The organism is Chitinophaga sp. OAE865 (assembly GCF_040546735.1).
GTDB classification, from domain to species: domain Bacteria; phylum Bacteroidota; class Bacteroidia; order Chitinophagales; family Chitinophagaceae; genus Chitinophaga; species Chitinophaga polysaccharea_A.
This window is the reverse complement of sequence record NZ_JBEPOF010000001.1, coordinates 6,892,484-6,904,187: the sequence shown is the minus strand read 5'-3', so window position 1 is coordinate 6,904,187 and position 11,704 is coordinate 6,892,484. Positions and strand designations below refer to the sequence as shown.

Below are 11,704 nucleotides of genomic sequence, written 5' to 3'. Positions count from 1 at the left end.
CGCTATTTGTTGTTGGCGTTCAGCACTTCCACATAGTGAGGGTTGTACATGATGCCCAGGATATTGCCAAAAGGATCTACAACAGAAGCCGTTACAAACCCATGGCCCCGTTCCGTAACAGGTTCAAATACGGTAGCGCCTAAGCCAAGCAATTTTTCCAAACCTGCCTGTATATTATCCACATGCCAGTAAGTAATGGCGCCACCGGGGCCTTTGCCGGCCTGAGCAGGCGCATATTTACTGTCGATGATACCCAGTTCATGCTGGTAATCGCCCAGGCGAAACTCGGCATAGCCGGGCCTTTCAAAGTAAGGTGGGATACCGGTTAGCGCTGTATACCATTTTTTTGCAGCTTCATGGTCGGCGGCAAAAAACGTTTGTGTGGCAAATCCTCTTAGCATATTTGTATTTTTATGGTGTGATGTAAAAGTAGAATGAGGGAATGACAACCTTATGTCAGCAGCAAAGAAGAATAAATTTAAATATCTATTTTTAGGTCCTAATCTGTATATCATGAAAAAGGTATCCTATGACCCGAATGGCGGAAGACTATGGATAAGGATCGAAATGACCGGCATCTATTTTATTACTTACATTTACCAGATGTGGGCAGCTACCGCCGATGAACTGCCTATTTTAACAAAGCCCCTCCGGCAAAACAGTAACGAACTTCCCCAGCCGGACTACTACCTGGTGCAAAATGATTATAAACCCGGAGAACCGTTGATAAATTTTGATAAAAGAGTACTGGATATCTCTTTCAGAGTGAGAAGATATAAGGATGATAACGGGTATAAGTTAAAGGTAAGCGTGTTACAGGGAGATGATTTTGATACTGCGAAAGTAATAGGGAGCGACCAAATTGGTTATGGCGCTACCGCTATTTTAGGCGACGATGTTACCGGTAAAACAGAAGATATCCTGCTGCAACTGTCTGCCAAAAAAAATTGATTCCATTTCTTTAAAACCCTTGTATGTTACCATTTAGAAAGATGTGCCTGTTACTGCTGCTTGTGTCCTTCCAGGCATCCGCGCAGTTTAAAACAGATAGTACAGAGTATTACCTGTTGAACTTTTCCGTTCCGGACATGCCTGCGTTTAAGGCGCTGGGCACTGATCCATCCAATGTGTTACGCCCTTCAGATATTCAAAAGTTTGCCCTTAGCTTATCGCCGTTTTATTCAAACGGACAGGGCGTGATTCCCCGCAATTTTGCCGTGGAATTTTCTCCCGGAAAACTGGCCAGCAAAAACTGGACACTGGAAGATTATGGGAAAAGAAGATTCTGGTATAACTCCTCTTTTAGTATAGGCGCTATCGTTGATTCGGGGAATGTATCTTCCAGGCTGGCTGTCGGCTACCGGTTTTCCATTGTCCGGAAAAGGGACGACCTGTTATTGAATGCCGCCAGAAGAAAGGAGGTATTTATTGCACAACAACAGGAGCAACTGGCGCTAAGAGAGTTTAAGAATAACTGGATCATTATTGTTCACAAAGAAATACCTCCGGCAGAACGCGCGCAGTATGGAAAAGACCATGATGCCGAATTCTGGGATTTCGCGGAAAACAAAGCAGAAGAATATCTCAAAGAAAACCCGGATACCGCCTTACAGGCAAGTTATGATGCCTTTAAAAAAGGATATGACAAGGATAAGAAAAAATACTACACTGCTGTAGATAGTCTTATAGAAAAGTTTAAAAGCGAGCATTGGAACACCAGCCGCCTGGATGGCGCTATTGCCTGGGTGGGACAGTCGCGCGATTCACTGATCAAGAACGCCGGCTTTGCCTCTTTCAACACCTGGGTCACCTGGGCATTAGGTATCGGGAAAAGCAGCCAGTTATTATTGGGCGGTAGCTTCAGTTTGCCCCGGTCGGAGTTTAAAGACACTACCGCTATCAATGCAACTGTGAATGTGCGTTACTACCTGGGCACCGCCAGCTTCAGGGGATTTGCCGAAACGCAGTTTAAGTACCAGAACTACGACGGCTTTGAAAAATCCCTGTTGTTTAATTTTGGTACCGAGTTCCGGGTCTCTAAAAGCATCTGGATCGTGGCGGAAGCGGGTATTGATAATTACCTGAAAGAGAAAGATCCTTTCAGTGCGTTTATAGCGAGTATTAATTTGAGATATGGATTTAACCAGGTCATGAAGTAGTGGCCGTGGCAGACCTCTTATTCCTCTTCACTAACAAAAAACACACATACAAAAACACCATCCACACCGGGATCAGTTCCACCGGCAGTTTCATGCCGGTGATCCACATCAGCGCCAGTATGCCTACCAGGAATACCAGGCAAATGTAATTAGAGGCAGGGTATATAAAAGAAGGGAATTTAGTACGGATGTTATCTGCTTTTTTACTTTGCCTGAATTTCAGGTGCACTACGGTGATCATCAGCCAGTTGATGATGAGTGTTGATACCACCAGCGACATCAGTACCTCGAGCGCTTTTTCAGGGATCACTTTATTTATCACTATGCAGATAGCAGCAAACAGTCCTGATACCAGGATTGCTTTTACCGGTACATGATTTTTGTTCAGGTGAGACAGGAAAGCGGGCGCGTTGCCTTGTTTCGACAAACCATATAACATCCTGCTGTTGCTATATACGCAGCTATTGTACACAGAAAGCGCTGCCGTGAGAACGATCAGGTTCAGCACATTTGCGATAAGGCTGGTGAAATAGACAGTTTTACCAAAGAGGCTGAACTGAAAGCCTTTCAGGCTTTCAAATACCATTACAAACGGGCTGCTGTTTGTAGTAATGCTTTTCCAGGGCGACAGTGAAAACAGAATGACGAGAGCGCCTACATAGAAGATCAGGATGCGGTAAATGACCTGGTTGGTAGCTTTGGGTATGGTTTTCTCCGGCCGGTCGGCCTCCGCTGCGGTGATACCGATTAATTCCAGTCCGCCGAAAGAAAACATGATGAGCGCAATGGCGGCAAATAATCCCTGGAAGCCGCCCTTGCCATCGGCGGCTAATAATCCCCGTGGGAAGAAGCCACCGTCGTTCCAAAGGTTTTGTATACTGGCTTGTTCGCCGCCGCTGCCGCTTACCAGCAGATAGATGCCAAAAGCGATCATGGCTATTATAGCCACTACTTTTATGATCGAAAACCAGAACTCGGCTTCTCCATATACTTTAACAGAGCTGAGGTTTAATGCATTAATAGCCACAAAAAAGAAAAGGCTGGAGCACCATAGGGGAATCTCCGGCCACCAGAAATGTACATATACACCTATGGCTGTAAGTTCCGACATGCTCACCAGGATATAAAGGATCCAGTAATTCCACCCGGAAGAAAAACCTGCAAATGAGCCCCAGTATTTATAGGCAAAGTGACTGAAGCTGCCGGAAACCGGTTCTTCCACCACCATTTCGCCCAGCTGGCGCATGATAAAGAAAGCAATAATGCCGGCCAGGGCGTAGCCTAAAATCACAGAGGGGCCTGCCAGTACCGCGGCAGGGCCTATGCCCAGGAATAAGCCGGTGCCAATGGCGCCGCCGAGGGCGATCAACTGGATATGCCTGTTCTGTAATCCTCTTTTAAGGCTTTTTTCTTCGGTTGTTTGGTTTGTGCTGGTCAATGTCTGTTAGGTGGATAAGGCTGCAATTTGGGGTAATTTTGGCAGAAACCGAAACCCGGATATATTTCATCAGTAAACACCTGTTTTCTGTAATTGTCGTTTTCATTAATATACCTGTTTTTTTCTTTCCGGGAAGACAGATCTGTTGCTTTATGGATTTGCCTGGATGGTTGCCAAATTTGCCTGCTGAAACCATATCCCGGCTATGGCCATCTTTTTTCTTTTAAGGGAGATGTAAAAGAAAATAATAAACTGGTAGATATTGAAAAAGGATTCCGGAGTTTGGATATTTATTATAATTTAGTAACGAATTGAAGTGTAACCCCTGGTGCTGTGTGTAATAGAATATATTTAGCGGAGGACAGATGGAGAATCAGTATAATAACCTGGCTATGAAGTATTGTTTTTTATCAGTGGCGATATCTATAATATTCGTGATCAGGTTAATTGGTCAATTATTACTGCGTTAATTCAGCTTAATAAGACGGTGGATACCAGGGAGCTCTATTATTGGGTTGATATTGACAGAACCTGTAATGAAGGATTTACCTGGAAATATTGTCCTGTTTCAGGAAAGGAGTTAATACTTTTAGGAGATAATTATCCTAACAAGAATTCTTTTACATCACCTGAATATCCTCTTATATTCCCTATTTGAAGAGTAATATACAAATCTGAATGGTCTCATGAGAAGTACCAAAAAACGAGATGGACCAGAGTATGAATCCGGAAAAGTATATCCCAGTCCTAAAACAATAATTCAATATGCTAATTTTTATTAGTCTTTATCAGATTGCGATAGGTATTGTCAGTTTATTTCTATTCATCCGATCGGTTATAGAAGCCTATCGGGATATGACAAACGGCCAGTTATTTATTGCGGTTTTGGTAACTGTTTTTTTGGTATATTATCTATATACTAATTTTTGCATGCTGTTTAGTAAAGTGGTTAAGAAGCTCCATTTGCAGTTTAATATCTGGATGAACTTTGTCCAAATGGTACAATTGACGCTGTTAAGTATTTCTTTTAAAATAGTATTGGGCATGGAAGTAGCGCTTTACCTGTTGTATAGCGAGAAGGTGAGCCTTGGGGTTAAATATGATATTTTTAATCTTAGGTTTAATTTATCATACGACAGTACCCGGCATGATCTGAGAGTTGCGGTTAATATTATTCCGTTGATCATTTTTCTGATACTCAATGCCCGGTATAATAAAAAGGAGTTCAGCTCTGAAAAGGAGAATATCATAGCCGAATAAGCCGGAACTGGATAAGGTTACGAAGATGTTTTGTTTACCGGATTCTTATAAGTTCTCTGCAATATGAAACTTATAAAGGATGTTACGATTTGAGAAGTCTCATGGCACAATTCTCGATAGCATCCCCTGTTAAGAAAAAAGTCAGTTTATGCAACCCACATCCAACAACCCAATCATCCGCCATAAATTCACCGCCGACCCTACCGCGCTGGTCCATAACGATACCGTATATCTGTACACCGGCCATGATGAAGCGCCGCCCGGAACGGAAGCCTACATAATGAACGAATGGCTCTGCTTTTCATCGGCCAACCTCGCAGAATGGACAGAGCATCCGGTACCACTGAAAGCCACCGATTTCTCCTGGGCCAGTGGCAATGCCTATGCTTCAAAGGTAATAGCACATAATGGTAAGTTTTATTGGTATGTAGCCGTGGCGCATGCTTCCATTAAAGGTTCTGCCATTGGCGTAGCCGAAGCGGGTAACCCATCAGGTCCGTTTAAAGATGCCCGCGGATCGGCGCTGGTTACTCTTGATATGCTGCCTTCCCACGTGCATGAAAAAGCTAACCTGGATCCGTCTGTAATAGTGGACGATAACGGGCAGGCATATATCTTCTGGGGCAACAAACAATGTTTTTATGCAAAATTAAAAAGCAACCTGGTGGAGTTGGATGGTCCTATAAACACATTGGATCTGCCTGGATTTGAGGAAGGCGCTCACATACATCAGCGCAATGGCTGGTATTACCTTTCCTATGGCTACCAGATGCCGGAAAAAGTAGCTTACGCCATGAGCCGTAACATAGAAGGCCCCTGGGAGTTTAAGGGAATACTAAATGAGCTCGCAGGGAACTGTGAAACAAACCGGCCTGCAATCATTGATTTCAAAGACAGGTCTTATTTTATTTATCACAATGGAGGGTTGAAGAACGGCGGCAGCCACAGGCGTTCTGTATGCATCGATTACCTGTATTATAACGGCGACGACACAATGAAACGGGTAATTATGACCTCCGAAGGAGTGCAGGTGGCACGCTAAATGCGATGCTTCTTCATATGAAAACGATATTCTTTTTACTCATCAACTTGTTCCTCATGGCTACAGCTACTGCGCAGGATACCACCCGCTATGTTAAAACCGGCACAGGCTACCTGATGGTGCTCAGGCAGGGAGATGATATCTTTAAACAACTGGAAGCCTTTGCTGAAAAGGAAAAGATCCCTTCTGCCAGTTTCACAGGCTTTGGATTTGTGAATGTTACTTTCGGTTACTTTAACCGGGATACGAAGAAATATGAGCCTAAGGAATTCAATAATATGGAGCTGTCAGGTATGAACGGATCTATCGCATGGCAGAAGGGCAAGGTTTCACTGCATACACATGGAACCGTTACCAGTAAGGATTTTAGCGCCTTCGGGGGGCATATGCTCGGCGGTACCGTGAGCACCGGATCGCTGGAGATAACTATTATTGTACATCCGCAGCGGCTGGAACGGGTATTTGAAGAACCGTTGGGCGCTAATGTGCTGAGCCTGGAATAATCATTTTACAAATCCCAGTGGAATGCGGCTTTCACCAATGCTTCATTGCTTTCCGCAATGGCGCCGGAGGGGTCGTGCAAAGTATCTTCAAATCCTATCCTCAGATCGTATCCCTTATATTTGGCTACTTTCAGTATTTCCCAGCAGGTGTTATCTACGCCATGTAACACCACTGTTTGATGAGGTAGTTTATCCGTCAGTTTGTCTTCAATAGCTTTCACCGTTGCCAGGGCTATGTTCAGTTCCTGTTCTTCCGGTTCAATCAGCAGGCGGAAGCATTCCTTCAGTAAACCCTTGCTGATGAAGTTTTCTACCGCCTGTGCACTGTTAAGCCCGGCTTCCACACCGATCTGTTTTTTCAGTATTTCCTGTACAACCTCTTCAAATCCGGGTTCATGTCCGTTCACGGATACAAAATTGGGAAGTATTTCCCATTGGCGGATAAGCTCCACTCTTTTACTGATATCCGGTTCTATCCAGGCCCCGGTACTGATGCCTACCGGAGTATCGGGCACTGCTGCCTTTACCGCCTTCACCTGTTCATTTACGAAGGCTGCTTCCAGTGTTTCTTTGCCATCGCGGTCGCGCACGTGAAAATGGATGGCGTTTGCACCTGCCAGAACGGCGTTCCTGGCGGCGGCCACCAGTTCATCGGTAGTAATGGGTATGGCCGGATGGTCGGCCTTGGACCTGGAACCATTTAATGCTGCTTTTATAAACATATGCCTGTCTTTTTTGGGTGATCACTGCATAAATGATACCTGTATAATGAATAGCTATAAGGGGCGGTTAGGAGGAAGGGTATTGTGGAACAGTTTGAGCAGATTGCCGGATTTTTTCCCTGATATGGGTAACAGCAGGTACTTCCGTTAAATAAAAATAGCCAGGCAGGATCTCCTTAATCCCACCCGGCTATCTCCTTAAAAAATAATTATTTCGCTGCTACCGCCGGCTTTTCATAGCCATCTTTCTTCGCTTTCTCGGCCATGGTGTTCATTCTTTTCTCTGTATCGGGATGAGAAGAGAATAACTGGGAGCCTTTCTTTTTTTCACCACTGCTTTCCTGTGATGCTTTCCACAATTTTTCAAAAGCCATAGACATGCCCCATGGATTGAGCTTCGCCGCTTTCAGGAATTCATAACCATAACTATCCGCCTGGCTTTCCTGGTTACGGGAATAAGCGGAATTGGCCACTGCTTCTCCTAAATCGCCCAGCTGGGAATCGCTCAGGGCGCCCGCGGTGCCACCCTGTGAAGAAACACCGTCTTTCAGTGCGGATGTCATCAGCGCAGTTTTGAACGCATCTTTGGAGTCCTTGTTTTTTACATGCCCAATTTCATGTCCTATTACACCCATTACTTCATCGTCCGTCATGGTTTGTAATAGGCCGGCACACACGCGCACACTGCCATCTGCACAGGCAAAGGCATTGATATCCCTTACCAGGTATACCTTAAAGTTAAGGTTCATGCCCTCATAACCGGTTACGGGGTCGGTTAATTTTTTCAGGCGCTGTGCCATCGGATCATCGGAGGGGGCTACGGGGTTGTGCTCATCCATCCACTGGATATACTCTTTGGTATACCTGATCACATCATCGTCGCTAAGCGTGGCAGCTTTCACTGCTTTAGCGCCGGCGCCAAGTGTTTTAGTGTTTAATTTTAATTGTGCATTCGAGGTCAGGGCAAATGACAGGCTTGCAGCGCATACGATGCCGAATCGTGCATAAACAGACATAAATAAAGGTTTTTATTATTGAAAAGGGTTAAACTGTATTGATGATTGCATTCATATTACGCCGCGAATATAGTTATTGTTATAATTCCGTACAAAGAAATCCGGATTAAATATGGGGATCAAAGTCCGCTTCTTAACTTATCTTCGGGCAATTATTTTAACAGGGGTTAAAGGCCTTTAGATTTTTTATAAGATGATAAACTTATATCGTAAAACAGCGCTGATCGAAGGGATTTCTTATCTCATTTTATTATTTATAGCCATGCCATTGAAATACCTGTTCTCTTTTCCTGAACCGGTAAAATATTTCGGGTGGGCGCATGGCGTACTATTTATCCTGTTTGTTGTACTCCTGCTTGCCTGCTGGATAAAATACAAATGGAGCATCCTCCGCGTGGCAGGCTTTTTCGTGGGATCGCTGTTGCCTTTTGTGCCATTTGTGTTTGAAAAAAGATTGAAGAAAGAATACGGTAACTGATATAAAAATTGCCTGCAAGTGGCGGTAACCGGCTCCGGGGGTGTCTAGTTGTAAAGCAGATGTATAAACAATGCAGTTACCACGTATCAGCAACACCCGCCGGTTGTTCACTATTTTATTTTGCAGTTCCACGCTTGCAGTAACGGCCCAGCGAAATGAGCTGGTGTCTTACGCCAATACCTTACAGGGAACCAATTCTGAGTTTGCGCTCAGCAACGGTAACACTCATCCTTCCACAGCATTGCCTTTTGGCATGCATGCCTGGTCTGCACAAACAGGTAAAAACGGCGATGGCTGGAAATACCAGTACAAAGCAAATACCATCCGGGGTTTTCAGCAAACGCACCAGTGCAGCCCATGGGTAGGCGATTACGCCGTGTTCAGCCTCATGCCGGTTACCGGGAAACTTACAGTAGGGGAAAACGAACGTGCCACCGCGTTCAGTCATGCCAATGAAATAGCCCGCCCGGATTACTACAAGGTAACTTTGGCCAATAATATTACCACCGAATTATCGCCCACTGAAAGAGGCGCTCACCTGCGTTTTTCCTTTCCCGCCAAAAAGCCGGCCTATGTGGTGCTGGATGGGTATAACGCATTAAGCGGTGTACAGATATTCCCGGCAGAGAGAAAGATCACCGGGTACGTCACCAACGGGCGCTTTATACCAAAAGGGTTTAAGAATTATTTCGTCATCGTGTTCGATCAGCCTTTCGAAGGCAGTGGTACCTGGGAGAACGTAAACAACCGGGTTTTTGCAGATAGCCTGTCGGCAGAAGGAAAAGGCGCCGGCGCATATATCCGTTTTAAAAACGGCGCTACGGTACAGGCGAGGGTTGCATCTTCCTATATCAGTCCGGAACAGGCGGAGCTTACCTGGCAGCAGGAGCTTAAATCCTTTACGAGGCTGGAACAAACAAAAGCTGCAGCTGCAAAAGTATGGAATACCCTGTTTGGCAGGGTACTGGCGGAAGGCGGATCGGAAAAAGACAAAGCTACTTTTTATTCCTGCCTGTTTCGCGCAAATCTTTTCTCACATATCTTTTTTGAATACAACAGCAAAGGAGAACCTTATTATTATAGTCCTTATGACGGTAAAGTGCATAACGGCTACATGTACACCGATAATGGTTTCTGGGACACTTTCCGCGCACAGTTCCCTTTAAACACTATCCTGCATCCCACCATGGAAGGGCGCTATATGCAGGCGCTGCTGGATGCGCAACAGCAATGCGGCTGGTTCCCGGCCTGGTCGTTTCCTGGTGAAACAGGCGGTATGCTGGGCAATCACGCTATCTCACTCTTAACCGATGCCTGGGTAAAAGGTATCCGGACCTTTGACCCCAAAAAAGCGCTGGACGCCTATTTTCATGAAGCCATGAATAAGGGCCCCTGGGGTGGCGCCAATGGCCGCGCCGGATGGAAGGAATACTACCAGCTGGGCTATGTAAGTTTTCCGGAATCGCATGGCAGTACCTCGCAAACACTGGAATATGCTTACGACGACTTCTGTGGTTACCAGTTGGCGAAACTCACCGGTAATGATTTCTACCAATATGTTTTCGGCCGCACCATGTATAACTATAAGAACCTGTATGATTCTGCGACCGGGTTTATGCGTGGCCGCAAGCTGGATGGCAGCTGGCTGGAAAATTTTGATCCCTACGAATGGGGTGGCCCCTACACGGAAGGAAATGCCTGGCACTGGCAATGGTCGGTATTCCACGATATACAGGGCCTCATTCGCCTGATGGGTGGAGATGCGCCTTTTATCACAAAACTGGATTCCGTATTCAGCGCGCCCAATAAAGTGAACGTGGGCTGGTACAAACAAATGATCCATGAAATGACGGAAATGGTAAATGCCAATATGGGGCAGTATGCACACGGTAATCAGCCTATACAACATATGATTTACCTGTATAATTACGCGGGGCAGCCCTGGAAAACACAGGCGCATGTCAGGAAAGTAATGGAGAAATTATACAGCGCAGGTGAAAACGGGTACCCGGGAGATGAAGACCAGGGCCAGATGTCGTCGTGGTACGTCATGAGCGCCATGGGCTTCTACAGTGTATGCCCCGGCACGGATCAATATGTGATTGGCAGCCCACTGTTCCCGAAAATGACGGTGACACTTGAAAACGGGAAACAGTTTGTAGTGGAAGCCCGCAACAACAGCCCGGAGAATGTGTATATCCAGTCGGCCACGCTCAATGGCAAGCCCTGGCCGCATAACTGGCTGCGGCATGCCGATATCATGAACGGTGGTATACTCCACCTGGAAATGGGCAGCCAACCGGCGGTTAACCGGGGCACAGCCAATGAGGATAAACCCTTTTCACTGAGCAGCCGCTGAAAACGCGGCTGCCGGTAATTTTCGTACCGGCATTAAGAAAATAGTGGCGAAACGATTAAATTAGCCCGTAGTTCGAATTGATGCCGATGCGAAAAGATTTTTCCACGTATACAGATGAAGAGTTGTTCCTGCTGGTGAAGCAGGGGCACAAAGACGCGTTTGAGGATATCTACAAACGCTTCTGGCAGGAGTTGCTGGACGCCGCCTACCGGCGCGTAAAAGTGCAGGAAGCGGCCATGGAGCTTGTTCAAAACCTTTTGGTAGACCTTTACCTGAAAAGGGATACCATTTCCCTTAATACCTCGCTTCGTAATTACCTGCATACCTCGCTGAAAAACAGGATACTGAATAATATACGCTCACAACTGGTGCGTAACACTTACCAGCAGCATGTGCTGAACGACAGCGGTCTTTACCAGTCCGACGCCGCCAGCACCCTGCAGCTGAAGGAACTGCAGCGGCATATCGATGAATCCTGCGCCAGCATGCCTGAGAAGTGCCGCGAAGTATTTTACCTGAGCAGGAGAGAGCAGCTCTCGTACCAGCATATTGCCCGGCAGCTCAATATTTCGGTGAATACAGTGGAGAAGCATATGGTAAAAGCCCTGAAAATATTACGCTCGCACCTGAAGCAATATCATTATTTACTGCTCTGGTGCCTCGTGTCGCTGTTGCTGATGTGTGGGCAGATTTCAAACTATTTTGGCCTGTAATGGCGGTAAGCCAT

12 protein-coding genes are annotated in these 11,704 nt (G+C 45.9%); 8 read left to right on the top strand and 4 right to left on the bottom strand.

The window, feature by feature from the left end; translation table 11 throughout:
* Positions 1–2: 2 nt before the first annotated feature.
* Positions 3–401 (bottom strand): VOC family protein, encoded by a 399-nt coding sequence (locus ABIE50_RS27600; protein WP_209866224.1) that lies wholly within the window; start codon positions 399–401, stop codon positions 3–5.
* A 112-nt stretch (positions 402–513) separates the two neighbouring features.
* Between ABIE50_RS27600 and ABIE50_RS27595 the strand changes: the two genes are divergently transcribed.
* Entirely contained in the window at positions 514–951 is a 438-nt protein-coding gene (locus ABIE50_RS27595) for a hypothetical protein (protein ID WP_209866221.1), read from the top strand.
* A 23-nt stretch (positions 952–974) separates the two neighbouring features.
* Complete coding sequence (locus ABIE50_RS27590; RefSeq protein ID WP_209866219.1) at positions 975–2,159, top strand: hypothetical protein; 1,185 nt, start codon at positions 975–977, stop codon at positions 2,157–2,159.
* Here the strand turns inward: ABIE50_RS27590 and ABIE50_RS27585 are convergent.
* Positions 2,149–3,597 carry an amino acid permease gene (locus ABIE50_RS27585; protein ID WP_209866216.1) on the bottom strand — a complete coding sequence of 483 codons (1,449 nt, stop codon included), beginning with the start codon at positions 3,595–3,597 and terminating at the stop codon, positions 2,149–2,151. The two genes, ABIE50_RS27590 and ABIE50_RS27585, sit on opposite strands and share 11 nt — an antisense overlap.
* Positions 3,598–4,593: 996 nt before the next feature.
* Here ABIE50_RS27585 and ABIE50_RS27580 point away from each other — a divergent pair.
* The 3 genes from ABIE50_RS27580 to ABIE50_RS27570 all read left to right on the top strand — a co-directional run bounded on the left by ABIE50_RS27580 (position 4,594) and on the right by ABIE50_RS27570 (position 6,402).
* On the top strand, positions 4,594–4,857 hold the full coding sequence (locus ABIE50_RS27580) for a hypothetical protein (RefSeq protein WP_209866213.1): 264 nt from the start codon (positions 4,594–4,596) through the stop codon (positions 4,855–4,857).
* Between the two features lie 148 nt (positions 4,858–5,005).
* The gene (locus ABIE50_RS27575; RefSeq protein WP_209866210.1) at positions 5,006–5,899 is read left to right on the top strand and encodes a glycoside hydrolase family 43 protein; all 894 of its coding nucleotides are present in this window, start codon (positions 5,006–5,008) and stop codon (positions 5,897–5,899) included.
* 17 nt (positions 5,900–5,916) lie between these two features.
* Positions 5,917–6,402 carry a PPC domain-containing DNA-binding protein gene (locus ABIE50_RS27570; protein WP_209866207.1) on the top strand — a complete coding sequence of 162 codons (486 nt, stop codon included), beginning with the start codon at positions 5,917–5,919 and terminating at the stop codon, positions 6,400–6,402.
* 5 nt (positions 6,403–6,407) lie between these two features.
* Here the strand turns inward: ABIE50_RS27570 and ABIE50_RS27565 are convergent, their stop codons facing one another.
* Positions 6,408–7,124, bottom strand: coding sequence for a 3-keto-5-aminohexanoate cleavage protein (locus tag ABIE50_RS27565; RefSeq protein WP_209866203.1), 717 nt, complete (start codon positions 7,122–7,124; stop codon positions 6,408–6,410).
* Between the two features lie 209 nt (positions 7,125–7,333).
* The gene (locus ABIE50_RS27560) at positions 7,334–8,140 is read right to left on the bottom strand and encodes a M48 family metallopeptidase (protein WP_209866189.1); all 807 of its coding nucleotides are present in this window, start codon (positions 8,138–8,140) and stop codon (positions 7,334–7,336) included.
* Positions 8,141–8,333: 193 nt separating this feature from the next.
* Here ABIE50_RS27560 and ABIE50_RS27555 point away from each other — a divergent pair, with 193 nt between their 5' ends.
* The 3 genes from ABIE50_RS27555 to ABIE50_RS27545 all read left to right on the top strand — a co-directional run bounded on the left by ABIE50_RS27555 (position 8,334) and on the right by ABIE50_RS27545 (position 11,690).
* Positions 8,334–8,618 (top strand): DUF3817 domain-containing protein, encoded by a 285-nt coding sequence (locus ABIE50_RS27555; protein ID WP_142687510.1) that lies wholly within the window; start codon positions 8,334–8,336, stop codon positions 8,616–8,618.
* Positions 8,619–8,688: 70 nt separating this feature from the next.
* The gene (locus ABIE50_RS27550; protein WP_209866186.1) at positions 8,689–10,977 is read left to right on the top strand and encodes a GH92 family glycosyl hydrolase; all 2,289 of its coding nucleotides are present in this window, start codon (positions 8,689–8,691) and stop codon (positions 10,975–10,977) included.
* An 86-nt stretch (positions 10,978–11,063) separates the two neighbouring features.
* Complete coding sequence (locus tag ABIE50_RS27545; protein WP_185937363.1) at positions 11,064–11,690, top strand: RNA polymerase sigma-70 factor; 627 nt, start codon at positions 11,064–11,066, stop codon at positions 11,688–11,690.
* The last annotated feature ends 14 nt before the right edge of the window (positions 11,691–11,704 follow it).